15 protein-coding genes, 1 tRNA gene and 1 rRNA gene are annotated in these 25785 nt (G+C 72.0%); 14 read left to right on the top strand and 3 right to left on the bottom strand.

Features of this window, described 5'->3' with window-relative positions; all coding sequences use genetic code 11:
• The 3 genes from rrf to ACFVFQ_RS13255 form a co-directional block, all read left to right on the top strand.
• Positions 1-88: ribosomal RNA gene (gene rrf / locus ACFVFQ_RS13265) — 5S ribosomal RNA — on the top strand; the annotation flags it as partial.
• Positions 89-202: 114 nt separating this feature from the next.
• Entirely contained in the window at positions 203-880 is a 678-nt protein-coding gene (locus tag ACFVFQ_RS13260) for a DegT/DnrJ/EryC1/StrS family aminotransferase (protein ID WP_383413632.1), read from the top strand.
• A gap of 85 nt (positions 881-965) precedes the next feature.
• Positions 966-1038, top strand: a tRNA-Thr gene (locus ACFVFQ_RS13255).
• 113 nt (positions 1039-1151) lie between these two features.
• On the opposite strand, the gene ACFVFQ_RS13250 is transcribed toward ACFVFQ_RS13255, so the two are convergent.
• Complete coding sequence (locus ACFVFQ_RS13250) at positions 1152-3773, bottom strand: SpoIIE family protein phosphatase (protein WP_383413683.1); 2622 nt, start codon at positions 3771-3773, stop codon at positions 1152-1154.
• A gap of 298 nt (positions 3774-4071) precedes the next feature.
• Here ACFVFQ_RS13250 and ACFVFQ_RS13245 point away from each other — a divergent pair, with 298 nt between their 5' ends.
• From ACFVFQ_RS13245 to ACFVFQ_RS13200, 10 genes are all read left to right on the top strand, one after another.
• Entirely contained in the window at positions 4072-9564 is a 5493-nt protein-coding gene (locus ACFVFQ_RS13245; RefSeq protein WP_383413629.1) for a HAMP domain-containing protein, read from the top strand.
• A 267-nt stretch (positions 9565-9831) separates the two neighbouring features.
• Complete coding sequence (locus ACFVFQ_RS13240) at positions 9832-10491, top strand: two-component system response regulator (protein WP_274912892.1); 660 nt, start codon at positions 9832-9834, stop codon at positions 10489-10491.
• Between the two features lie 110 nt (positions 10492-10601).
• On the top strand, positions 10602-13427 hold the full coding sequence (locus tag ACFVFQ_RS13235) for a DNA translocase FtsK (protein WP_383413626.1): 2826 nt from the start codon (positions 10602-10604) through the stop codon (positions 13425-13427).
• Positions 13428-13640: 213 nt separating this feature from the next.
• Positions 13641-14477, top strand: a complete 837-nt coding sequence (locus ACFVFQ_RS13230; RefSeq protein WP_383413622.1) for a helix-turn-helix domain-containing protein — start codon at positions 13641-13643, stop codon at positions 14475-14477.
• Positions 14478-14583: 106 nt separating this feature from the next.
• Entirely contained in the window at positions 14584-16077 is a 1494-nt protein-coding gene (gene rimO / locus ACFVFQ_RS13225) for a 30S ribosomal protein S12 methylthiotransferase RimO (RefSeq protein WP_383413619.1), read from the top strand.
• Positions 16074-16724 (top strand): CDP-diacylglycerol--glycerol-3-phosphate 3-phosphatidyltransferase, encoded by a 651-nt coding sequence (gene pgsA, locus ACFVFQ_RS13220; RefSeq protein ID WP_383413616.1) that lies wholly within the window; start codon positions 16074-16076, stop codon positions 16722-16724. The genes rimO and pgsA overlap by 4 nt, the downstream gene beginning before the upstream one ends.
• Entirely contained in the window at positions 16721-17257 is a 537-nt protein-coding gene (locus tag ACFVFQ_RS13215) for a CinA family protein (protein WP_383413612.1), read from the top strand. The genes pgsA and ACFVFQ_RS13215 overlap by 4 nt, the downstream gene beginning before the upstream one ends.
• A gap of 94 nt (positions 17258-17351) precedes the next feature.
• The gene (locus tag ACFVFQ_RS13210) at positions 17352-17735 is read left to right on the top strand and encodes a helix-turn-helix domain-containing protein (RefSeq protein ID WP_100603824.1); all 384 of its coding nucleotides are present in this window, start codon (positions 17352-17354) and stop codon (positions 17733-17735) included.
• 198 nt (positions 17736-17933) lie between these two features.
• Positions 17934-18404, top strand: coding sequence for a Dps family protein (locus ACFVFQ_RS13205; protein WP_383413608.1), 471 nt, complete (start codon positions 17934-17936; stop codon positions 18402-18404).
• A 208-nt stretch (positions 18405-18612) separates the two neighbouring features.
• A complete protein-coding gene (locus ACFVFQ_RS13200) occupies positions 18613-18957 on the top strand; it encodes a hypothetical protein (protein ID WP_383413605.1) in 345 nt (114 codons plus the stop codon).
• 35 nt (positions 18958-18992) lie between these two features.
• Here the strand turns inward: ACFVFQ_RS13200 and ACFVFQ_RS13195 are convergent, their stop codons facing one another.
• Positions 18993-19808 (bottom strand): DNA-formamidopyrimidine glycosylase family protein, encoded by an 816-nt coding sequence (locus tag ACFVFQ_RS13195; RefSeq protein WP_383413602.1) that lies wholly within the window; start codon positions 19806-19808, stop codon positions 18993-18995.
• Positions 19809-19874: 66 nt separating this feature from the next.
• A complete protein-coding gene (locus ACFVFQ_RS13190) occupies positions 19875-24725 on the bottom strand; it encodes a DEAD/DEAH box helicase (protein WP_383413599.1) in 4851 nt (1616 codons plus the stop codon).
• Between the two features lie 123 nt (positions 24726-24848).
• Between ACFVFQ_RS13190 and ACFVFQ_RS13185 the strand changes: the two genes are divergently transcribed.
• Complete coding sequence (locus tag ACFVFQ_RS13185; RefSeq protein ID WP_383413596.1) at positions 24849-25781, top strand: AraC family transcriptional regulator; 933 nt, start codon at positions 24849-24851, stop codon at positions 25779-25781.
• Positions 25782-25785 lie beyond the last annotated feature (4 nt).

Below are 25785 nucleotides of genomic sequence, written 5' to 3'. Positions count from 1 at the left end.
CGGTTACATTTCGAACCCGGAAGCTAAGCCTTTCAGCGCCGATGGTACTGCAGGGGGGACCCTGTGGGAGAGTAGGACGCCGCCGAACTTTTTTTAGGCTCCGGTCTCTGGACTTTGTGTTCAGGGGCCGGAGCTTTTTTGTTTGTGATGTCAGGTGTTGGCCGTAACTTTACGTTCAACTGACCTGGACATGCTCCGCGGCATGGGGACAGTGGGAACGCTCAGGTCGGCCGGTGTCCGCGCTGGTGACGAGGTGGTGGTGCCGGCCTTCGGCAGTGCCGAAGTCGCCCAGGCCGTGGTGGAGTTGGGGGCGGTGCCGGTGTTCGCCGATGTGGACGGCGACAGTTACTGCCTGGATCCGGCCGCGGTGGCGGATGCGGTGACCCGTCGGACCGCCGCGGTGGTGGCGGTGCACCGGTTCGGGCGGCCCGCTGACGTGGCGTGGATCCGTGAAGTGGGCCAGCGGCATGGGCTGTTGGTGCTGGTCGAGGACGAGCCGGGGGCGCGGCCGGAGGAGGCCGAGCTGCGGCGGGAGCACGCCGGGTATCTGGACGGGCGGTTGAGCGGCGTGCGGACGCCGGCACCGGCTTCCGGGCACACCTACGAGAAGTATGTGGTGCGGGTGCCGGGGAACGGGCGGCCGGACCGGGACGCGTTCGCACGGGCCCTGCGGGCCAAGGGAGTTGCCTGCCGGGCGCCGGTGCAGGCGCCCGTCTACCGGGTGCCGGGGCTGCGGCAGGACGTCTTTCTGCCGGAGACCGAGCGGGCCGTTGACGAGACGTTGGCGCTGCCGTTGGACGCGGGGATGACGCGGCGGTCGGTGCAGCGGATGGCGGGAGCCTGCAATGCGTTGGGCGGATTGCTGCAACCGGCGCTCTAGGCCCGTTCTCTGGGCGGTTGTTGAGGCGGGTGCGGGGCTGGTTCGGAATTCCCCCGAGAGTGGGGTAGTATTTATCTCGTTGCCGGCCCCAATAGCTCAGTCGGCAGAGCGTCTCCATGGTAAGGAGAAGGTCAACGGTTCGATTCCGTTTTGGGGCTCTGATAAGGGAAAGTCCTCCACCGGTTGGTGGGGGACTTTTTCGTTGTGTGGACAGGTATGGGTAAAGGGGTTGCCCCCGCCGGGAGTTCGGCGGGGGCTGGATGAATACGGTTTAGGCGGCGGGGAGTTCGGGGACGCGCAGGGCGAGGATGGCCATGTCGTCGGAGGCCGGTTCGGCGGCGAAGCGTTCCACGGCGCGCAGCACGCGGGCGGCGACCGCGCCGGCCGTGAGGCCCGTACACGTCGTCAGGACGTCGGTGAGGCCGTCGTCGCCGAGCATGCGGGTGCCCTCGCGGCGTTCGGTGACGCCATCGGTGACACACAGCAGGACGTCGCCCGGGTCGAGGGTGACGGTCTGTTCGTAGAGTTCGAGGTCGTCCATGACGCCGAGCAACGGCTGTGGTTCGGCGGCCGGTTCGACCGTGCCGTCCTGGCGGAGGCGGAGCGGGAGAGGGTGGCCGGCGCAGACGACCTTGAGGAGGGCGCTGCCGTCCTCCTGGGGCCAGAGCTCGCCGTAAAGGAGCGTCAGGAAGCGGCTGCGGGCGCCCTCGTCGAGGATGGCGGCGTTGAGCCGCTCCAGGACGGCGGGGCCGCCGAAGCCCTCTCGGGCGAGCAGGCGGAGGGCGTGCCGGGCCAGGCCCGTGACGGCGGCGGCCTCCGGGCCGGTGCCGCAGACGTCCCCGATGGCGAAGCCGTAGGCGCCGTTGCGGATCGGGAAGAGGTCGTAGAAGTCGCCGCCGACCTCGTTGCCCTCGCCGGCGGCGCGGTAGATGACCTCGGTCTCGACGCCCGGGATGTCGGGGAGTTCCGGGGGCAACAGGCTGCGCTGGAGGGACTGGCTGATGGCGGTGCGCTCGCTGTAGAGGCGGGCGTTGTCCAGTGCGAGGGCGGCCCGGCGGGAGAGGTCCTCGGCGAGTTCGAGAATCTCCTGGCGGAAGTGTTCCTCGGTGGGCTTGCCGAGGGTGAGCATGCCGATGACGCGGTTGCGGGCGACGAGGGGGAGGACGACGGTCTCGCCGCCGACGGCGGAGGCGGTGGCGAGGGTGGCGCCGGGCCCCTTGGAGGGGCGGGCGGACTCCTCCAGGCCGAGGCTGCGCAACGAGGTGCGCAGGGCCGCGTCGTGGGCGGCGTCGGCGGGGGCGGTCCAGACGCGGGCGCCGGGGGTGGGGTCGGGCTCCGGTGGATCGACCTTCTTCAGCAGGGTCTTGAGGCCGTCGATGCGGTCCTCGTCCTCGTGGAGGACGTAGGAGAGTTCGGGTTCCGATGCCTGGTCGGCGACGGTGTAGACGGCGCACCAGGTGGCGAGGGTGGGGACCGTCATCTGGGCCATGAGGGCCAGGGTTTGGTCGCGGTCGAGGGTGCCGGCCAGGAGGTCGGACGCCTCGACGAGGAAGGAGAGGGAGCCGCGGCGGAGCTTCTCCAGCTCGGTGAGGCGGGCCCGTTCGACGGCGAGGGCGATGCGGTCGGCGGCGAACTGGAGGCGCAGCGCCTCCTCGTTGGTATACCGGGCGGCGCTCTCCGCGGCGACGCCGAGGGAGCCGGTGAGCCGGCCCTCGACCTTGAGCGGGACGGTGACGACCGAGCGCATGCCGGTGCCGGCGAGGAGGGGGACGGCGCCGGGGACGGCGGTGAGGTCCTCGTGGACGGCGGGCATGCGGGCGGAGCCGTAGCGGCCGGAGCCGGCCTCGACGGGGACCCGGGCGAAGCGTTGGCGGGCGGAGGGCAGGCCGGTGGAGGCGCGGACCTCCAACTCGGTCTCGTCGTCGGTGGCCAGCAGGAGGTAGGCGGCGTCGCCGTCGAGCATGTCGCGGGCGCGCTCGACGGTGCGTTGGAGCAGGCCGTCGAGGTCGTCGGGGGCGGGGGAGCCGATGAAGACCTCGAACGGGTCGGCGGGGCGACCCTCGGTGGGGGCGTTGCCGTCGGTGGTCGGGGGCCGGCCGGGGCTCTGGAGGATGGCGCGTTCGTGGTCGCGGACCAGGAGGCAGACGGTGGACGCCTCGCCGTCGACGTCGCGGACCCGGAGGTGGGAGGCGTAGACGGGAACGACCCGGCCGTCGGCTCCCCTTATGCCGTAGGAGCCCTCCCAACGGGAGAGCAGGAGCGCCTCGGCGATGCCGGTGCCGGTGCCGGGGGTGTGTGGCCAGGCGGCGAAGTCGGTGAGGGGCTTGCCGATGACCTGCTCGGGCTCGTAGCCGAAGAGGTCGGCGGCGTCCTCGTTCCAGAACGTGACGCAGCCGCCGCGGTCGATCTGCACCACCGCGACCCGCACCCGGGCGTCGGTGACGGGCAGGGCGTCAACGGGGAGGGCGGGGCCGGCCGAGCGGGTGCCGGCCGGGCGTTCGGGGAGGTCGAGGTGGAACCAGACGTGTTTTTGGGCGGTGGTGTACTCCACGCCCCAACGGGCGGCCAGTGCGCCGCACAGCAGCAGGCCCCGGCCGCCCTCGCGGTCGGGGTGGACCATGGCCGGGCCGGTGCTCTGGAGGGGGATCTCGCGCTCGGGGTAGCGGTCGGCGACGGAGATCCGGACGCCGTTGTCGGTGCGCAGGCAGAGCACGTCGGCGGCGGTGCCGGCGTGCACCACGGCATTGGTGACCAGTTCGCTGGTGAGGACGACGGCGTCGTCGACGATGTCGGCGTAGCCCCAGCCCTGGAGGGTGTCGCGGACGAAGGCACGGGCAGTGGCGACCGAGCGCCCGACCGGCTCGAAAGTGGCGGCGGCCCGCGCGGTGATCACTGGTCTCCTCATGCGTGTGTCGGTGATCTGCTCCCCCATGGTCGCGGTGCCCCTCCGAATACCTGTCGTGCTCGCACCCGCCCGTGCCCGATGACCGGGGCGGGTGGACAGCCGTATGCCAGGTTACTTACCTTCGCCGGGCCCGGGGATGCCGGTCACGTGTCTTTCGCCCCAATCGTGCGTCGGGACGGTATGCGATGCTGCCGAACTGTTATGGCCTGGTTGGGCCATGGTGAAACACTGGGCAAGCATGAAGAGAGAGCCCGGTGAGAACGGTCGACCCTGCGGGAGGGACACGGTGGAGTCTGGCGTAGCGGCGCGGGGCACTGGCACGCGCGCGAAAGGCGGACGATCCCGGAGTAATGGGACGACCGAGGTTGATACGGCCGCGCTGAACCGGCTGCTCGCCGCGCTCGTCGCGATGCGGGACGGGAACTTCCGCAAGCGGCTGACGGTTTCCGGCGAGGGCGTGATGTCGGAGATCGCGGCGGTCTTCAACGAGGTCGCCGACCGCAATCTCCATCTCACCGGTGAGCTGGCGCGGGTGCGCCGGGTGGTCGGGCGTGAGGGCAAGCTCACAGAGCGGCTGGAGGCGGGCGCGGCCGAGGGCTCCTGGGCGGCGGCCATCGAGGCGTCCAACGCGCTGGTCGACGACCTGGTGCGGCCGGTCTCCGAGGTGGGGCGGGTGCTGTCCGCGGTCTCCGAGGGCGACCTTGAGCAGCGGATGGATCTGCGCTCGCGGAGTTCGGACAGCTCTTCGGAGCATCCCCTGCGCGGTGAGTTCCTGAAGGTGGGGCGGACCGTCAACGGTCTGGTGGACCAACTCTCCGCCTTCACCGACGAGGTCACGCGGGTGGCCAGCGAGGTCGGCACCGAGGGCAAGCTGGGCGGCCAGGCGCGGGTGCGCGGAATGTCGGGTTCGTGGAAGGACCTGACGGATTCCGTCAATACGATGGCGTCCCGGCTGACCGCGCAGGTACGTGACATCGCTCTCGTTACCACCGCCGTCGCCAAGGGCGATCTGTCGCGGAAGGTGACCGTCCACGTCGCCGGCGAGATGTTGGAGTTGAAGAACACCGTCAACACGATGGTGGACCAGCTCTCCTCGTTCGCGTCCGAGGTGACGCGGGTTGCCCGTGAGGTGGGCACCGAGGGCGAACTGGGCGGCCAGGCCCAGGTTCCCGGTGTCGCCGGGGTGTGGAAGGACCTGACCGATTCCGTCAATCTCATGGCGGGCAATCTGACCGCGCAGGTGCGCGGTATCGCCCAGGTCACCACCGCGGTCGCCAATGGCGACCTGTCGCAGAAGGTCACGGTCAGCGCCCGCGGCGAGGTGGCGCAGCTGGCCGAGACCATCAACACCATGACGGAGACGCTGCGTACCTTCGCCGACGAGGTGACGCGGGTCGCGAACGAGGTCGGGGCCGAGGGTCTGCTCGGTGGTCAGGCGCAGGTGCCGGGCGCCGCCGGCACCTGGAAGGACCTCACCGATTCGGTCAACAACGCCTTCCGGAACTTGACCGGTCAGGTGCGGGACATCGCGCAGGTGACCACCGCGGTGGCCAACGGTGATCTGTCGCAGAAGGTCACCGTCGATGTCGCGGGCGAGATGCTGGAGTTGAAGAACACCGTCAACACGATGGTGGATCAGCTCTCCGCGTTCGGTTCCGAAGTGACCCGGGTGGCGCGGGAGATCGGCGTCGAGGGTGAACTGGGCGGCCAGGCCGCGGTGCCGGGCGCGGCCGGTACGTGGAAGGACCTCACCGACTCCGTCAATACCGCTTTCCGGAACCTGACCGGGCAGGTGCGCAACATCGCGCAGGTGACCACCGCGGTGGCCAATGGCGACCTGTCGCAGAAGGTCACGGTCGACGTCTCCGGCGAGATGCTCAAGCTGAAGAACACCGTGAACACCATGGTGGATCAGCTGTCGTCGTTCGCGGACCAGGTCACCCGCATGGCCAGGGACGTGGGCACCGAGGGCCGGCTGGGCGGTCAGGCGCGGGTGGACGGCGTCAGCGGCACCTGGAAGGAGTTGACCGACTCCGTCAACTTCATGGCCGGGAACCTGACTTCACAGGTGCGGCAGATCGCCCAGGTGACGACGGCGGTGGCGCGCGGCGACCTCTCGCAGAAGATCGACGTCGATGCGCGCGGCGAGATCCTGGAGCTCAAGAACACCATCAACACGATGGTCGACCAGCTCTCCGCCTTCGCCGAGCAGGTGACCCGGGTCGCCCGCGAGGTGGGTACCGAGGGCCGGTTGGGCGGTCAGGCGCAGGTGCCGGGCGTCGCCGGCGTCTGGCGCGATCTGACCGACTCGGTGAACGGCATGGCCGGCAACCTCACCGCCCAGGTGCGCAACATCGCGCAGGTCGCCACGGCGGTGGCGCGCGGTGACCTCTCGCAGAAGATCGACGTGGACGCCCGCGGCGAGATCCTGGAGCTGAAGAACACCCTCAACACCATGGTGGACCAGCTCTCTTCGTTCGCGGAGGAGGTCACCCGGGTCGCCCGCGAGGTCGGTACCGAGGGCATCCTCGGCGGCCAGGCCGAGGTCCAGGGTGTCAGCGGCACCTGGAAGGACCTCACCCAGTCCGTCAACTTCATGGCGAACAACCTGACTTCGCAGGTGCGCAACATCGGCGAGGTGACCACCGCGGTGGCCCGCGGTGACCTGTCGAAGAAGATCACCGTCGACGCCAAGGGCGAGATCCTCGAACTCGTCACGACCGTGAACACCATGGTCGACCAGCTCTCGCTGTTCGCGGAGCAGGTGACGCGGGTGGCCCGTGAGGTCGGTACGGAGGGTCAACTCGGCGGTCAGGCACGGGTTCCGGGCGTGACCGGCATCTGGAAGGACCTCAGCGACAACGTCAACCTGATGGCCAACAACCTGACCATCCAGGTGCGGAACATCTCCCAGGTCTCGGCGGCGGTCGCCAACGGCGATCTGACGAAGAAGGTCACGGTCGAGGCGCGCGGCGAGGTCGCGCAGCTCGCCGACACCGTCAACACCATGGTGACCACGCTGTCGTCGTTCGCCGACGAGGTGACCCGGGTGGCCCGTGAGGTGGGCACCGACGGCATCCTGGGCGGCCAGGCCCGCGTCCCCGGCGTCGCCGGCACGTGGAAGGACCTCACCGAGTCGGTGAACTCCATGGCCAACAACCTGACGGGCCAGGTCCGCAACATCGCCATGGTCACCACCGCCATCGCCAAGGGCGATCTGACCAAGAAGATCGACATCGATGCGCGGGGCGAGATCCTGGCGCTGAAGACCACCATCAACACGATGGTCGACCAGCTGTCCTCGTTCGCCGAGCAGGTCACCAGGGTGGCCCGCGAGGTGGGCACGGAGGGGCAGTTGGGCGGTCAGGCGCAGGTACGCGGCGTTGCCGGCACCTGGAAGGACCTGACGGAGTCGGTGAACGAGATGGCCGGGAACCTCACCCGGCAGGTGCGCGCCATCGCCGCGGTCGCCGCGGCGGTGACCCTCGGCGACCACAACGTCCGCATCGACGTGGACGCGGCCGGCGAGATCCTGGAGCTCCAGGACAACATCAACACCATGATCTCCACGCTCCGGGAGACCACGCTCGCCAACGAGGAACAGGACTGGCTGAAGGGCAACTTGGCCCGGATCTCCGGTCTGATGCAGGGCCGCCGCGACCTCAAGGACGTCGCCACCCTCATCATGAGCGAGCTGTCGCCCGCGGTCTCCGCGCAGCACGGCGCGTTCTTCCTCGCCGCGCGCCCCGACGCCCAGGAGATCGGCTCCAACGGCGACGGCGGGTACGAGCTGCGGCTGACGGGCTCGTACGGCTATGCCATGGGCGAGATGCCGACGACGTTCAAGCCGGGGGAGACGCTGATCGGGACGGCGGCCGAGGAGGGCCGCACGATCCTGGTGGAGAACGTGCCCTCCGGGTACCTCAAGATCGCGTCCGGGCTGGGCGAGGCGCCGCCGGCCAACATCATCGTGCTGCCGGTCCTCTTCGAGGACAAGGTGCTCGGGGTGATCGAGCTGGCGTCCTTCCAGCCGTTCACGCAGATCCAGAAGGACTTCCTCAGTCAGATCGCCGAGATGATCGCGACCAGCGTCAACACCATCTCGGTGAACACCAAGACCGAGGTGTTGCTGGCGCAGTCACAGGAGTTGACCGAGCAACTGCGCGAGCGCTCCGCGGAGTTGGAGAGCCGGCAGAAGGCCCTGGAGCTGTCCAACTCCGAACTGGAGGAGAAGGCCGAGCAACTGCGGCAGCAGAACCGCGACATCGAGGTGAAGAACACCGAGATCGAGGAGGCACGGCAGGTCCTGGAGGAGCGCGCCGAGCAGCTCGCGGTCTCCATGCGCTACAAGTCGGAGTTCCTGGCGAACATGTCGCACGAGCTGCGGACGCCGCTGAACTCCCTGCTGATTCTCGCCAAGTTGCTGGCCGACAACGCGGAGGGGAACCTCTCGCCGAAGCAGGTGGAGTTCTCCGAGACCATCCACGGCGCCGGTTCGGACCTGCTCCAACTGATCAACGACATCCTGGACCTGTCGAAGGTCGAGGCGGGCAAGATGGACGTCTCGCCGACCCGGATCGCGCTGGTGCAGCTCGTCGACTACGTCGAGGCGACGTTCCGTCCGCTGACGGCCGAGAAGGGCCTGGACTTCTCCGTCCGGGTCTCCCCGGAGCTGCCCGCCACGCTGCACACCGACGAGCAGCGGCTCCTCCAGGTGCTGCGCAACCTGCTGTCCAACGCGGTGAAGTTCACCGACAGCGGCGCCGTCGAGCTGGTGATCCGGCCGGCCGGGGCGGACGTTCCGCTGGCCATCCGCGAGCAGTTGCTGGAGCACGGTTCGCTGCGCGACCCGGACGCCGCGATGATCGCCTTCTCGGTGACCGACACCGGCATCGGCATCGCGCCGAGCAAGATGCGGGTCATCTTCGAGGCGTTCAAGCAGGCGGACGGCACCACCAGCCGCAAGTACGGGGGCACCGGCCTGGGCCTGTCCATCAGCCGGGAGATCGCCCGCCTGTTGGGCGGTGAGATCCACGTCCAGAGCGAGCCCAATCGCGGCTCGACGTTCACCCTGTACCTGCCGCACAGCCCGGGCGGGCTGCCGCCGCAGGGCTACCCCCAACTCGTGGCCGGCGGGCTGGCGATGGACGCCGAGGCGCGGGAGACCGAGAACGGCCTCCAGGAAGGCGAGGAGCCGCCGCACGAGTCGGGGGCCGGCAGCCTCAACCGGCGCCGCCGCAGGGCGGTTTCCGGCGGTGCGCGACGGCCGGCGCTGCCCGGCCAGCCCGCCGCCGGTGCGCCGCAGCCGCCCGCGGCCGCGGCCGGGCCGGTCGCCCAACAGTCGGAGGAGTCCTGGCTCGGCAACGGGCAGGATCTGGTCGACCCGGGCTTCGAGGGCGGCTTCCACGGCGAGAAGGTGCTGATCGTCGACGACGACATCCGCAACGTCTTCGCGCTCACCAGCGTCCTGGAGCAGCACGGGCTGTCGGTGCTGTACGCGGAGAACGGCCGTGAGGGCATTGAGGTGTTGGAGCAGCACGACGACATCGTGCTGGTCCTGATGGACATCATGATGCCGGAGATGGACGGTTACGCGACCACCGCGGCGATCCGACGGATGCCGCAGTTTGCCGGACTGCCCATCATCGCGCTGACCGCGAAGGCGATGAAGGGCGACCGGGAGAAGAGCATCGACTCCGGGGCGTCGGACTACGTGACCAAGCCGGTGGACACCGATCATCTCCTGTCGGTCATGGAGCACTGGATGCGCCAGAGGTGACGGGGCGTCCCTCGGGCGTCCACTATGGATGCCGAAAGAGGATCATCGCGTGCTGACTGAGTGTGGCCGTGGGCGTGTGGGGGCGCGGGATTCGGGGAACCTTCTCGTCTCTCGCTGCGTTTCCGCTACGTGCACAGTGACATCGCGGTGACAGGGTGTGGCGACAGGCGGGGTGCAGCTACCATGACCGGCACAAGGACGGGCGGCGTGACGGAGTCGTCCCCTGGGGCGGCGTCCGGTTCCATGCCGGGGCGAGGAGGACGGGCCATGGTGCAGAAGGCCAAGATCCTCCTGGTCGATGACCGGCCGGAGAATCTGCTGGCGCTGGAGGCGATCCTCTCCGCGCTCGATCAGACACTGGTGCGGGCATCGTCTGGGGAGGAAGCGCTCAAAGCACTGCTCACCGACGACTTCGCGGTGATTCTGCTCGACGTGCAGATGCCGGGGATGGACGGCTTCGAGACCGCCGCGCACATCAAGCGGCGGGAGCGCACCCGCGACATCCCGATCATCTTCCTCACGGCGATCAACCACGGCCCGCACCACACCTTCCGCGGCTACGCGGCCGGCGCGGTCGACTACATCTCCAAGCCGTTCGACCCGTGGGTGCTGCGCGCGAAGGTGTCGGTCTTCGTCGACCTCTACATGAAGAACTGCCAACTGCGTGAGCAGGCCGCGTTGCTGAGGCTCCAGTTGGAGGGCGGTCGGCAGGGTGTCGGCGAGACCAAGGAGTCGGCCGGGCTGCTTGCCGAGCTCTCCGCGCGGCTGGCTGCCGTCGAGGAGCAGGCCGAGGCGCTGTCCAAACAGCTCGACGAGTCCGCGGACGCCGCGGCGGTGGCCACCGCCGCGCATCTGGAGCGCAAACTCACCGGCCTGCGAAGGGCCTTGGACGCCCTGGAGCCCGGTGCCGGGGCGCCCACCGGCTGACGGAGCCCGCGCGGGCTTCTGACGGCCCCTCATGAGCCCGGCGTGCGACACGAATGGGTGAAGCGCCGTGCGCTCGTGCCCTGTGCGCCGGCGCCTGTAATCTCGTCGGCATGGCTTCACGTACGTCCGGCAAGGGAACGCAGCGCACGGCGGGCCCCTCGAAGCCGCGCGTCGGACAGTCCGGGGGCGGCGCGAAGAAGGCCGCCGCCAAGAAGACGCCCGCGAAGAAGGCGACCGCGAAGCGACCGCCGGCCAAGAAGGCCGCGGCGGCGAAGAAGGCCCCGGCCAAGAAGGCGCCGGCGCGGAAGGCGCCCGCCAAGAAGGCCGCGCCGCGGCCGGCGCCGTCGCCGACCGGTGGCGTCTACCGCCTCGCGCGTGCCTGTTGGCTCGGCGCCGCGCACACCATCGGCGCGGTCTTCCGCGGCTTCGGCCGCGGCGCCAAGAACCTCGATCCCGCGCACCGCAAGGACGGGCTGGCGCTGTTGCTGCTCGGCCTGGCGCTGGTCGTCGCGGCGGGTACCTGGTCCAACCTCTCCGGCCCGGTCGGCAATCTCGTCGAGTTGTTGGTCACCGGCGCGTTCGGGCGGCTGGACCTGGTCGTGCCGATACTGCTCGGCGGGATCGCGGTGCGGCTCATCCGGCACCCGGAGCAGCCGGAGGCCAACGGCCGGATCCTCATCGGGCTCACGGCGCTGGTGGCCGGGGTGCTCGGGCAGGTGGCGATGGCCTGCGGGTCCCCGGGGCGGGGCGACGGGCTCGCCGCCGTACAGGACGCCGGCGGCTATGTCGGCTGGGCGGTGTCCAAGCCGTTGATCTTCACCGTCGGGCAGACCCTGGCGGTGGCGCTGCTGGTGCTGCTGACCGTCTTCGGGCTGCTGGTGGTCACCGCGACGCCGGTGAACGCCATCCCGCAGCGGCTGCGGGCGCTGGGTGTCCGCCTGGGCCTGCTGGAGCCCGAGGAGGACGAGCACGAAGACGAGGTGGTGGCGGAGTACGCCGAGGAGTGGCGCGAGCGGCCGGCCCGCCGGCCGCGGCGCACCGCGCCCGAGGACGACGACCCGGACGCGCTGGAGGAGGCCGCGCTGGCCAAGCGGCGCCGACCGCGGGCCCAGGACCGGCCGGCCGACCGGCCGATGGACGCGGTGGACGTCGCCGCCGCGGCCGCCGCCGCGTTGGACGGCGCGGTGCTGCACGGTGTCCAGCCCTCGCCGCTGGTCGCCGAGCTCAGCGGGGGCATCTCCGGGGAGCGCCGGGAGCGCGACGCGGACACCGGGGCGGAGGGCGGCTCGGTGCCGCCGGCGCGCGGCGCGGAACCGGCCGCCGACGCGGCGCCCGCCAAGGCCAAGGAGAAAAAGCCGGCGCTGGACCTCACCAAGTCGCCGGTGCCGGACCTGACCAAGGCCGCGCCGGAGTCGTCCGGTGACCTGCCGTCACGCGCCGAGCAGCTCCAGCTCTCCGGCGACATCACCTACGCGCTGCCGTCGCTGGACCTGCTCACCCGCGGCGGCCCGGGCAAGTCCCGCAGCGCCGCCAACGACGCCATAGTGGACGCGCTGACCAACGTCTTCACCGAGTTCAAGGTCGCCGCATCCGTCACCGGCTTCACCCGCGGCCCGACGGTCACCCGGTACGAGGTCGAGCTCGGCCCCGCGGTGAAGGTCGAGAAGATCACGGCGCTGGCCAAGAACATCGCCTATGCGGTGGCCTCCCCGGACGTGCGGATCATCTCGCCGATCCCCGGAAAGTCCGCGGTCGGCATCGAGATCCCGAACACCGACCGGGAGATGGTCAACGTCGGTGACGTGCTGCGCCTCGCGGACGCCGCCGAGGACGACCACCCGATGCTGGTGGCGCTCGGCAAGGACGTCGAGGGCGGCTATGTGATGGCGAACATGGCGAAGATGCCGCACATCCTCGTCGCCGGTGCGACCGGTTCGGGTAAGTCGTCCTGCATCAACTGCCTGATCACGTCGATCATGGTGCGGGCCACCCCCGAGGAGGTCCGCATGGTGCTCGTCGACCCGAAGCGGGTGGAGCTGACCGCGTACGAGGGCATCCCGCACCTGATCACGCCGATCATCACCAACCCCAAGCGGGCCGCCGAGGCGCTCCAGTGGGTGGTGCGGGAGATGGACCTGCGCTACGACGACCTCGCGGCGTTCGGCTACCGCCACATCGACGACTTCAACGAGGCCGTCCGCACGGGCAAGCTGAAGACCCCCGAGGGCAGCGAGCGGGAACTGACGGCGTACCCGTATCTGCTGGTGATCGTGGACGAGTTGGCGGACCTGATGATGGTCGCGCCGCGGGACGTCGAGGACTCCATCGTCCGCATCACGCAGCTGGCCCGCGCGGCCGGTATCCACCTGGTGCTGGCGACCCAGCGGCCGTCGGTCGATGTCGTCACCGGCCTCATCAAGGCCAACGTGCCGTCCCGGTTGGCGTTCGCGACCTCCTCGTTGGCCGACAGCCGGGTCATCCTCGACCAGCCCGGCGCCGAGAAGTTGATCGGCAAGGGCGACGGCCTCTTCATGCCGATGGGTGCGAACAAGCCGATCCGGATGCAGGGCGCGTTCGTCACCGAGGGGGAGGTGGCCGCCGTCGTCCAGCACTGCAAGGACCAGATGGCGCCCGTCTTCCGGAACGACGTCACCGTCGGCACGGCCAAGAAGAAGGAGATCGACGAGGACATCGGCGACGACCTCGACCTGCTGTGCCAGGCGGCCGAGCTGGTGGTCTCGACCCAGTTCGGCTCGACGTCGATGCTCCAGCGGAAGCTGCGGGTCGGGTTCGCCAAGGCGGGGCGGTTGATGGACCTGATGGAGTCGCGGAACATCGTCGGGCCGAGCGAGGGCTCCAAGGCGCGCGATGTGTTGGTGAAGCCGGACGAGTTGGACGGAGTGCTGGCGGTCATCCGCGGGGAGGCTACGCAGTAGCACGCACGTGCGGGGGGTCTTCCTCCGCGCGCGGAGGCAACCGTTTCCCTTGCCCGCACGTCAAGTTGAGGGAGGCGGGGATGGCCGGTCCCGGGGCGGCGCCGCGGGGCGTTCCGATGGCGTACAAACCCCGCTCTCCCGCTTGCCCGACCCTTTCGCACCACCCCTAGACTGAACTTCCAGCAGGTGGCTACACGCTCGAAAGGCGCCCCCGTGTCCATCGGCAACTCCCCCAACTCCCCCGAAGAGGACCGGCCTTCAGCCGGTCCGGACCGGCCGTCGGTCGGTCGAGCCCTCCAGCAGGCCCGCATCGGCGCGGGACTGACCGTCGAAGAGGTCAGTACGGCGACGCGGGTGCGGATCCCGATCGTGCATGCGATCGAGCAGGACGACTTCTCGCGCTGCGGCGGTGACGTCTATGCGCGCGGACACATCAGAGTGCTCGCCCGTGCCGTCTTCCTCGACCCCCAACCCCTGATCGCCCGCTACGACGCCGACCACGGTGGCCGACCCACCCCGACCGTCGCCGCCCCGCTCTTCGAGGCCGAGCGGATCCGGCCGGAGCCGCGCCGCCCCAACTGGACCGCCGCGATGGTCGCGGCGATCGTGGCCGTCGTCGGCTTCGCCGGCTTCACGTTCTTCAGCAGCGGCGGCAAGCGCGAGGCCGCCCCGGTCGCCACCGACACCGCCAAGGCCGACAAGCCCGGGCCGGCCGCCAGCACCATCCGGCCCCGGGCGCCCCAGCCCAAGCCGGCGCCCTCCGACGGCGCCATCGCCGGCCTGCCCAAGGACAAGGTCACGATCAAGGTGACCGCGAAGGACGGGCAGAGCTGGGTCTCCGCCAAGGACGCCAACGGCAAACTCCTGCAGGACGGGCTGCTCAAGCAGGGGGAGTCGAAGACGTTCACCGACAAGAAGCGGATCGATCTCGTCGTCGGCAACGCCGGTGCCGTACAGCTGTACGTCAACGGCAAGGAGGTCAAGAAGGTCGGCAACGAGGGCTCCGTGGAGCGGCTGAGCTACACGCCGGGAGACCCGCAGGCGGGCTGAGAAGCACCGGCCGACAGGTCTCCACCGCCCGCCCCGAAGTGGCTTGGGACGGGTGGTGGAGACCTGCGCGCCATGGGGGTGTCCGGGACGAAGTAGGCTGAGCTCTATGCCCGAACGCCGTACCGTCGCCCTTGTCACCCTTGGCTGCGCCCGTAACGAGGTGGACTCGGAGGAGCTCGCAGGCCGCCTGGCAGCGGACGGCTGGCAGCTCGTCGAGGACGCCACCGACGCGGATGTGGCCGTCGTCAACACCTGTGGCTTCGTCGAGGCCGCCAAGAAGGACTCCGTCGACGCCCTGCTGGAAGCCAACGATCTGAAGGATCACGGCCGCACCCAGGCCGTGGTTGCCGTCGGCTGCATGGCCGAGCGCTACGGCAAGGAGCTCGCCGAGGCGCTGCCCGAGGCGGACGGGGTGCTCGGCTTCGACGACTACTCCGACATCTCCGACCGGCTCCAGACCATCCTCAACGGCGGCATCCACGCCTCGCACACCCCGCGCGACCGCCGCAAGCTGCTGCCGATCAGCCCGGCCGAGCGGCAGGACGCCGCCGGGGTCGCGCTGCCCGGCCACGCGCAGGAGCCGGCGGCCCCGCCCCAGGACCTCCCCGAGGGCGTCGCGCCGGCCTCCGGGCCGCGGGCGCCGCTGCGCCGCCGACTGGGCAACGATCCGGTCGCCTCGGTGAAGCTGGCCTCGGGGTGCGACCGCCGCTGTTCCTTCTGCGCCATTCCGTCGTTCCGCGGTTCGTTCATCTCCCGCCGGCCCTCCGACGTGCTGTCCGAGACGCGCTGGCTGGCCGAGCAGGGCGTCAAGGAGATCATGCTGGTCTCCGAGAACAACACCTCGTACGGCAAGGACCTGGGCGACATCAGATTGCTGGAGACGCTGCTGCCGGAGCTGGCCGCGGTCGACGGCATCGAGCGGATCCGGGTCAGCTACCTCCAGCCCGCCGAGATGCGGCCGGGCCTGATCGACGTGCTGACCGGCACCGACAAGGTCGCGCCCTACTTCGACCTGTCCTTCCAGCACTCGGCGCCGGGCGTGCTGCGCGCGATGCGGCGGTTCGGCGACACCGACCGCTTCCTGGAGCTGCTGGAGACGATTCGCACCAAGGCGCCGCAGGCCGGCGCGCGCTCCAACTTCATCGTCGGCTTCCCCGGCGAGTCCGAGAGCGACCGGGCGGAGCTGGAGCGGTTCCTGAGCGAGGCGCGGCTGGACGCCATCGGCGTCTTCGGCTACTCCGACGAGGACGGCACCGAGGCCGCCGGCTACGAGGACAAGCTGGACCCGGAGGTGGTCGCCGAGCGGCTGGCGCGGGTCTCCCGACTGGCCGAGGAGCTGACCGCGCAGCGCGCTGCGGAGCGGGTCGGGGAGACGGTCCGGGTGCTGGTGGACCGGGTCGACGACGAGGACGACGGGATCGTCGGGCGGGCTGCGCACCAGGCGCCGGAGACCGACGGGGTCACGCTGCTCACGACCGCCCACGACCTGCGGCCCGGTCGTATGGTCGAAGCGAAGGTGGTCGCGAGCGAGGGCGTGGACCTCGTTGCGGAGGTGCTGTCGGTGGACGGTACGGGCTGTACCGAGGAGGCGGGCAGATGAGCGGAGCCTCGGCTTCCGCCGCCGGGAGGCCGCGCACCGCGCCAGCCGTCCGGCAGGCCGGGCTGTGGAACATCGCCAACGTCCTGACGATGCTGCGGCTGCTGCTGGTCCCGGCGTTCGTGCTGCTGATGATGCACGACGGGGGGGCGAGCCCGGCCTGGCGGTCGTTCGCCTGGGCCGCCTTCGCCATCGCCATGATCACCGATGTCTTCGACGGGCATCTGGCGCGCACGTACAACCTGGTCACCGACTTCGGCAAGATCGCCGACCCGATCGCGGACAAGGCGATCATGGGGGCCGCGCTGATCTGTCTGTCGGTGCTGGGGGATCTGCCCTGGTGGGTCACGGGCGTGATCCTCTTCCGGGAACTCGGCATCACGTTGATGCGGTTCTGGGTGATCAAGCACGGGGTGATTCCGGCCAGTCGGGGCGGCAAGATCAAGACATTGGCGCAGGGCATCGCGGTCGGGATGTACGTCCTGGTGCTGAGCGGGCCGCTGGCCACCTTCCGCTGGTGGGTGATGGCCGTGGCGGTGGTGCTGACGGTGGCGACCGGGCTCGACTACGTCCGGCAGGCCGTGGTGCTGCACCGGGCCGGGCTGGCCCGGGAGCGGGCCGCGCGGGACGCCGGGGGCGACGGCCGGTGAACGCGCCGGGTTCTGCGGCGGCCGGGGCGCTGGCGGCGCTCGCGGGGCGGCGGCAGAGCCTGGCGGTGGCCGAGTCGCTCACCGGCGGGCTGGTCGCGGGCGAGTTGACCGGCGTCCCCGGTGCCTCGCGGGTGGTGCGCGGCGCGATCACCGCGTACGCGACCGACGTCAAGCGGGAACTGCTGGGTGTGGACGGCGCGCTGCTGGCGGACCGCGGGGCGGTCGACGGTGAGGTCGCGCGGCAGATGGCCAGCGGGGTGCGGCGGGTGCTCGGCGCCGACTGGGGCATCGCCACCACGGGCGTCGCCGGACCCGAGCCGCAGGACGGACAGCCGGTGGGCACCGTCTATGTGGCCGTCCAGGGACCGGACGGCGAGGAACAGGTACGACGGCTGGCACTGACGGGGGATCGCGACCGGATCCGTCGGGACAGTGTCCAGGCCGTGCTCGCGCTGCTGCTGAGCGAACTCACGGAAAATGTGCGGGCACAGGATACGGAACAACACGGGGGGAATGGATGTTTGCAGCCCTGAGTGAACACGTACTCGCTCCCGGCACGGCCGCGGCCCGAGGCGGTACGGTGGGGCGAGAAGGATCCGCATCCGAGGTCCGAGGAGGGAGCCAGCGATGATTCTGCTTCGTCGCCTGCTGGGTGACGTGCTGCGCCGACAGCGTCAGCGCCAAGGCCGCACCCTGCGCGAGGTCTCGTCCTCCGCCCGGGTGTCGCTCGGCTACTTGTCCGAGGTCGAGAGGGGCCAGAAGGAGGCGTCCTCAGAGCTGCTCTCGGCGATCTGCGATGCGCTGGATGTGCGCATGTCCGAGCTGATGCGAGAGGTCAGCGATGAGCTGGCACTCGCGGAGCTGGCCGCCTCCGCGGCCGCGACGGACACGGTGCCCGCACCGGTGCGGCCGAAGCTCAATTCGGTGTCCGTCGCGTCCCTGACCGGTGTGCCGGAGGAGCGCGTGACCATCAAGTCCCCGGCCGACGTCGTGGATGTCGTCGCGGCCTGACACCGCAGTCCCCTTGCATGGCCTTCAAGCCCCGGCGGGTAGCAGCCCGTCGGGGCTTCGCTGTGTTCGCGCGGCGTCCGGGACTGCGCACCGCTGGACCGGCTGGGCTGCTCGGAGCGGAGTTCCGGCCCGTACCATGGGGCTAAATCGGAATATTCGCCCGAATATCCTGGAATGCGCCTGAAAGGGAGTATCTGGATGTCTGTGGTCACAAGCACGCTGTCCGATGAAGCCCGTTCCGTCGTCGGCAACGCCCTCCAGGGCGCGCTGGTCGACCTGGTGGATCTCTCACTGGTCGCCAAGCAGGTGCACTGGAACGTCGTCGGTCCACGCTTCCGTTCCGTCCACCTTCAGCTCGACGAGGTAGTCGCCGTCGCGCGGCAGCACGCCGACACGGTGGCCGAGCGGGCCTCGGCGATCGGGGTCACGCCGGACGGCCGGTCCGCGACGGTCGCCAAGACCAGCGGCATCAGCGAGGCCCCGGACGGCTGGGTCAAGGACGGGGACGTGGTGCGGACCATGGTGGACGCGCTCGGTGCGGTCATCGCGCGGATGCGGGAGCGGATCGTCGCCACCGACAAGCCGGACCCGGTCACCCAGGACATCCTCATCGGCCTGACCGCCGACCTGGAGAAGCACCACTGGATGTTCCAGGCCGAGGCCCACTGAGCGCGACCCGCGGCCCGTGGCCCGTGGCCTGTGGCCCGTTGGTCAACGCCCGCTTGAGCGCGGCCCGTTGGCCGTGGGCCGCGGGTGGTCGTGGAACGGGCTCGTCGCTCGGAGCCCTGCGGGGCGCATCTTGCGCGCTGGGCGTGCGCCGGTGCGCCCCTGCCGCCGGGCGGCGGGCCCGGTCTAGCGTCGGCCCGAGGAGGCAGGCATGGCAAGGCGGGCGAGGTCCGTGCCGGTGCGATGGATATCCGCGGCGCTCGTCGGGGGGCTGTGGTGGTGGGCGGTGTGCCGGCTGGCGCTGTGGCCGGGGTCGGCGGGGCCGGTGGAGGGGGCGGTCGCGGCGGGTGGTTGGGGGCTCAGCCTGCTGCCGGTGCACTGCGTCCCGTGGACCGGGCGGCGCGAGGCGGGGGATCGTACGGGGCGGGGTGACCCGGTGGCGGCCGTCGAGGCGTGGATCTCGGGGGTGTGGCGGGTCTGTCGGGGGAGCAGGGCGGGGCGGCTGGCCGAGGTGTGGTGGCGGCGTGCGGGCGGGGGTGACGGGGGGCGGGGGTGAGGTCGTTCGGTGGGGTTGGGGTGGCTGGTGGGGCGTCAACTTGTGGGTGGGGGTGGGGTGGTGGGGGGCAGCGGTTGGCAGGTGGGGCACCAGTAGGTGACGCGTTCGTCGGCAGTGGGGCCCTGGTCGGCGGTGCGGATCGGGGTGCCGCAGCGTAGGCAGGGGCGGCCGGCGCGGCCGTAGACCCACAGGCGTCGGTCGGGGCGCGCGCTGGGGGTGGTGACCCGGGCGTGGCGGTGCTTGTTGGCTTCCAGGAGCTTCTTGGCGAGGGCCGGGGCGCGTTCGGGGGTGGTGAGCCGGTCGATCGGGAGCCAGGGGGAGGCGCCGAGCAGGAAGCACAGTTCGGACTTGTAGACATTGCCGAGGCCGGCGAGGTTCCGCTGGTCGAGCAGGGCCTCGCCGAGCGGGCGGTCGGGGACGGCGAGCAGGCGGCGCAGTGCCTCGGCCGGGTCCCAATCCGGGCCGAGCAGGTCGGGGCCGAGGTGGCCGACGACCCGGAACTCGTCGGCGGTGCGCAGGAGTTCCAGGACGGGGAGGCGGTAGCCGACGGCGGTGTGCTCGGCGGTGCCGAGGACCGCCCGGATCTGGTGGGCGGGGCCGCCGCGCCAGCGTTCGGTGGGGGCGTAGATCTTCCAGGCGCCGTCCATCCGTAGAGGGGAGTGGAGGGTGAGGTCGCCCTCGAAGCGGGTGAGCAGGTGTTTGCCGCGGGGCACCACGGCCAGTACCTCGCGGCCGGTGAGGTCCACCGTTGCCAGGCGCGGGACGCGCAGGTCGCAGCGGGTCAGCGGGCTGCCGGCCAGCGCCTGGTGGAGACGGTGCGCCAGCCGGAAGACGGTGTCGCCTTCGGGCATGGGGCCATCATGCACCGGTGGGCGGCCGGCCGGTGGGCGAGGGCCCGGCGCCGGCCGCCGGCCGGATCAGCCGCGCAGCCGCAGCCCCCGGGGCGTCGGGTGGAAGCCCGCGGCCTCCAGGACGGGGGCGTAGGGGGAGGTGAGGGCGGCGGTGCCGTTGATGCGCTCGGTGGTGAGGGTGCCGACGGCGCCGGCCCGGGCCGCGTCGATGAGGGCCTCGACGGCGGACCGCAGGCGGGGGTCGGCTGCGGCCTCGGCCGGGTCGGGGCTCAGCGGCCACAGCAGCAGGGTCTTGCCGCCGCGCTCCAGATAGAGCGCCAACTCGCCGTCGACCAGGACCACCAGGGAGCCGGCCTTGCGGCCCGGCTTGTGGGTGGCCCCCTCGGGCGGCTCGGGCCAGGGCAGGGCGGCGCCGTACGCATTGGCCGGGTCGGCGGCGGCGAGGACCAGGGCGCGCGGGCCGCCGCGGCGGGGCTGCCCAGGGGGGCCGTCCGGGAACGGGGCGTCGGTGCCGCGCTCCCGTTGGGCGCTGATCGCCCGCAGTCGGTCCACCGCGCCGTCCATCGCGAACTGGGCCGCGCCCAGGCCCTCGACGACATAGCCGCGGCGGGCCTGGCCGGACTCCTCGAAGGCGGACAGGACGCGATACGCGGCGGAGAAGCCGCCGGCGACGCCCTCGGCGGCGACCGCGCCGCGGGTGACGATGCCGTGCCGGTCCAGGAGCGTACGGGCCAGGGCGTGGGCGCGGTGGGTGGGGTCCGGCTCGGGGGCGGGGAGCAGGGACCAGCGGCCGCCGACCGTCGGCGGGCCGGAGCGGGAGGCGGTGGGGCGGGCGGCCGCGGTCAACGACCCGTATCTGCCGCGGGGCACGGCGCGGCGGGCGCGGTGGGCGGTGGAGCCGGCGGTGCGGCCGGAGCCCAGCAGGGCGCGCAGCGGGGCGAGGGTGTCGTTGGTGAGCCGGCCGGACCAGGCCAGCTCCCAGACGGCGTCGGCGAGTTGTGGATCGGTGGCGTCCGGGTGGGTGGTGGCGTGGACCTGGTCGGCGATCTGGCGGAAGAACAGGCCGTAACCGGGAGCGAGGGCGGCGAGCACCGACTCGTGCAGCGCGGTCAGCTCCAGGGGGAGCGGGGGCGGGAGCAACAGGGGCGCGGTGTCGGCGAGATGGAGCGAGAGCCAGCCGTCCTTGCCGGGCAGGGCGCCGGCGCCGGCCCACAACACCTCGCCGGTGGCGGTGAGTTCGTCCAACAGGGCCGGGGTGTAGCCGCCGACCCGGGACGGCAGGATCAGCTTCTCCAGGGCGGAGGCCGGCACCGGCGCGCCCTGGAGCTGCTCGACGGCGCGGACCAGGCCGTCGAGGCCACGCAGCCCGGACGAGGCGGGGGGCGGCGCGGGCGCCCCGGGGGCGGGGGCCGGGCGGGGGGCGCCGACGTGCTGCCACTGGGGGAGGAAGGCGGCCAGCGCGGCGGGCGGCACCGGCTCCAACTCCTCGCGCAGCGCGGCCAGCGAGCGGCGGCGCAGCCGGCGCAGCACCTGGGCGTCGCACCATTCCTGGCCGATGCCCTCCGGGTGGAACTCCCCTTGGACCAGGCGGCCGGCGGCGGCCAGGCGCTGGAGGGCGCCGTCGGTGACGGCGGTGCCGAGGCCGAAGCGGGCGGCGGCCTGCTCGGAGGTGAACGGGCCGTGGGTGCGGGCGTATCGGGACAGCAGATCGCCCAACGGGTCCTTGACCGGCTCGGTGAACGACTCGGGGACGCCGACCGGGAGCGCGGTGCCCAGGGCGTCCCGGAGCCGGCCGGCGTCCTCGACGGCCGCCCAGTGCTCGGCGCCGGCGATCCGCACCCGGATGGCGCGCCGGGCCGCCGCCAGCTCGGCGGGCCAGGCCGGATCGGCGCCGCGCTCGGCCAACTCGGCGTCGGTCAGCGGCCCCAGCAGCCGCAGCAGGTCGGCGACGCCCTCGGCGTCCTTGGCGCGGCGGTCCTCGGTGCGCCACTGGAGCTCGCGCTCCAGCTCCGCCAGCACCTCCGCGTCCAGCAGCTCGCGCAGCTCGGCCTGGCCCAACAGCTCGGCCAACAGCCGGGAATCCAGGGAGAGCGCGGCGGCGCGGCGCTCGGCCAGCGGGGAGTCGCCCTCGTAGAGGAACTGGGCGACGTACCCGAAGAGCAGTGAACGGGCGAACGGGGACGGCTCGGGCGTCGTGACCTCCACCAGGCGGACCCGGCGGGCCTCGATGTCGGCCATCAGCTCCGTCAGGCCCGGGACGTCGAAGACGTCCTGGAGGCACTCGCGGACCGCCTCCAACACGATCGGGAACGAGCCGAACTCGCTCGCCACCTGGAGGAGTTGGGCGGCGCGCTGGCGCTGCTGCCACAGCGGGGTGCGCTTGCCGGGGCTGCGGCGGGGCAGCAGCAGGGCGCGCGCCGCGCACTCCCGGAAGCGGGAGGCGAACAGGGCGGAGCCGCCGACCTGGTCCGTCACCAGCTGATCGACCTCGCCGTGGTCGAAGACCACGTCGGTGGCGCCCACCGGGGACTGCTCAGGGTCGTACTCGGCGCCCTTCGCCGCGCCGATCGCCGCACCGAAGCCGCCGTCGCCGTCGAGGAGGTCCAGGCCCATCAGGTCGGCGTCCGGCAGCCGCAGCACGATGCCGTCGTCGGCGTGCATCACCTGGGTGTCCAGGCCGTAGCGCTCGGTGAGCCGGGCGCCCAGGGCCAACGCCCAGGGGGCGTGCACCTGCGCGCCGAACGGGGAGTGGATGACGACCCGCCAGTCGCCCAGCTCGTCCCGGAAGCGCTCGACGACGATGGTGCGGTCGTCCGGGACGTGGCCGCAGGACTGGCGCTGCTCGGCGAGGTAGGACAGGACGTTGGAGACCGCCAGGTCGTCGAGGCCGGCGGCGGCCAACCGGGCGCGGGCGTCCTGAGGGGAGAGCGACCCGATCTCCCGGAGGAACGCGCCCAGCGCGCGGCCCAGTTCGAGCGGGCGGCCGAGCTGGTCGCCCTTCCAGAACGGCAGCCGGCCCGGCACCCCGGGGGCGGGGGTGACCAGGACCCGGTCGCGGGTGATGTCCTCGATGCGCCAGGAGGTCGTGCCCAGGGTGAAGACGTCGCCGACGCGGGACTCGTAGACCATCTCCTCGTCCAGCTCGCCCACCCGCCGCCCGCCACCGCCCCGAGTGGAGGCGCTTCGCGCCGCAGTATCCGATGGCCGCCCGCCACCCTTGGACGAGCTCTCGCCGGCCAGGAAGACGCCGAACAGGCCGCGGTCGGGGATCGTGCCGCCGGAGGTGACGGCCAGCCGCTGGGCTCCGGGGCGGCCGGTGACGGTCTGGGCGACGCGGTCCCAGACCAGGCGGGGGCGCAACTCGGCGAAGGCGTCGGACGGATAGCGGCCGGCGAGCATGTCCAGCACGGCGGTGAACGCGGACTCCGGGAGCGCGGCGAACGGGGCCGCCCGGCGGACCAGGGCCAGCAATGCCTCGACGTCCCAGGTGTCCATCGCGGTCATCGCGACGAGCTGTTGGGCCAGGACATCCAGCGGATTGGCGGGCACCCGCAGCGCCTCGATGCCGCCCGAGCGCATCCGCTCGGTGACCACCGCGGCCTGCACCAGATCCCCGCGGTACTTGGGGAAGACGATGCCCTTGGACACCGCGCCGACCTGGTGGCCGGCCCGGCCCACCCGTTGGAGGCCGGAGGCCACCGACGGCGGCGACTCCACCTGGACGACCAGATCGACCGCGCCCATGTCGATGCCCAACTCCAGGCTGGACGTGGCGACCACGGCCGGCAGCCGGCCGGCCTTGAGGTCCTCCTCCACCAGGGCGCGCTGCTCCTTGGAGACCGAGCCGTGGTGGGCGCGGGCCAGCAGCGGGGGCGCGCCCCTGGCGGCGCCGGCCTCGGCCATCAGCTCGGCGGGCGAGTGGTGCTCGGGCAGCGGCTCGCCGACCGCGCGCTCGTAGGCGATCTCGTTGAGGCGGTTGCACAACCGCTCGGCCAGGCGGCGGGAGTTGGCGAAGACGATGGTAGAGCGGTGGGCCTGGACGAGATCGGCGATCCGCTCCTCGACCTGTGGCCAGATGGACGGCTTCTCTCCCGTCTCGCCCACCCGTCGCCCACCACCACCCTCCCCAGGACGCGCTGCGCGCGGCTCGCCCTCCTGGACGGGGGCGCTGCCGAGCTCTCCCATGTCCTCGACCGGGACGACCACGGAGAGGTCGAACCGCTTGCCGGACGGCGGCTGGACGATCTCCACCCGGCGCCGCGGCGAGAGATAGCGGGCCACCTCCTCCACCGGGCGGACCGTCGCGGACAGCCCGATCCGGCGTGCCGGGCGGTCGAGCAGCTCGTCCAGCCGCTCCAGGGAGAGCGCCAGGTGCGCCCCGCGCTTGGTGCCGGCGACCGCGTGCACCTCGTCCAGGATGACCGTCTCGACGCCGGCCAGCGCCTCCCGGGCCGAGGACGTCAGCATCAGGAACAGTGACTCGGGGGTGGTGATGAGGATGTCCGGCGGGCGGCTGGCCAGGGCGCGGCGCTCGGCGGCCGGGGTGTCCCCGGAGCGGATGCCGACCCGGATGTCGGGCTCCGGCATCCCCAGGCGGACGGACTCCTGCCGGATGCCGGTCAGGGGGCTGCGCAGATTCCGCTCGACGTCGACCGCGAGGGCCTTCAGCGGCGAGACGTACAGCACCCGGCAGCGCTTCTTCGGCTCGGCCGGGGGCGGGGTGCTGGCCAGCGCGTCCAGCGACGCCAGGAACGCGGCCAGCGTCTTGCCGGAGCCCGTCGGCGCCACCACCAGGACGTCGGACCCCGCGGCGATCGCCCGCCAGGCGCCCTCCTGCGCGGCGGTGGGCGCGCTGAACGCCCCGGCGAACCAACCGCGGGTCGCGGGCGAGAACGAATCGAGCGCTGCCTGGGTCATGTTCCCCATCGTGCACCGGACCACTGACAATCCGATCCGAAGCGGCCGCCGAGCCCGGCCCGCGGGCGTCCACGGTGCGGAACGTCCCGCCGTCCGGCCGCCCGACGGACGCACAATGTGGCCATGGTCATGATCAGCGCGGGCGGGGCGCAGACGGCGCCGCGGGCCGCCGGCGAGTGGGCGCGCCACTGGCGCTGCCCCGACCTGCCCGGCCTGGACCTGCTGCGGGCCCGCTACGTGCGCCACTCCTTCCCCCGCCACGCCCACGACGGCTACGTCATCTGCGCGGTCACCTCCGGGGTCGAGGCGGTCGGCCTGCGGGACGGTGTGGTGCCGGCCGGCCGCGGCGGCATCGTGATGATCAACCCCGAGGTGCCGCACACCGCGCGCGCCGGTGCCCCCGAGGGCTGGGCCTACGCCACGCTCTACCCGTCGACGGAGCTGGTGACCGGCATCGCCCGGGAGACCTCGGGGCTGCGGGGCACCGCCGGCTTCGTCCGCACCGTCGCCCACGAGCCCGGCGTCGGCCGACTGATCGCCGGCGTCCACCGGGCCGCCGAGGAGGGCAACGCGCTGGCCGCCGACAGCCTGCTGCGGATCGTCGTGGCCCGGTTGCTGCGCGGCCACGGGGGGCCGCTGCCGCCCCGGGCGCCGGGCACGGCGGGCGCCCGTACGGCGGCCCGGGCCCGCGCCGTCCTGGAGGAGCGGATGGTCGATCCGCCCACCTTGGAGGAGCTCGCCGGTGAGCTGGACACCGGCCCGTTCGCGCTGCTGCGGGCCTTCCGGGCCGCGTACGGCATGCCGCCGCACGCCTGGCTCACCGACGCGCGGGTGCGGCGCGCCCGCCGCCTGCTGGAGGCCGGCACCCCGCCCGCCGAGACGGCCGTGGCGGTGGGCTTCACCGACCAGCCGCATCTGAACCGGCACTTCACCCGGATCGTCGGGGTGCCACCGGGCGCGTACCGCCGAGAACGGAGCCGCGGGGAGGCGACCACACGGGAAGCGACGGCGCGGGGCGCAAGAACGTACAAGACCACGGGAGTGGCCGGCTCCTAGGGTC

The organism is Streptomyces sp. NPDC057743 (assembly GCF_042798755.1).
In the GTDB taxonomy this organism is placed as follows: Bacteria; Actinomycetota; Actinomycetes; order Streptomycetales; family Streptomycetaceae; genus Streptomyces.
Note: the sequence above shows the minus strand (reverse complement) of the source record. Positions and strands in the feature narration are given on the sequence as shown.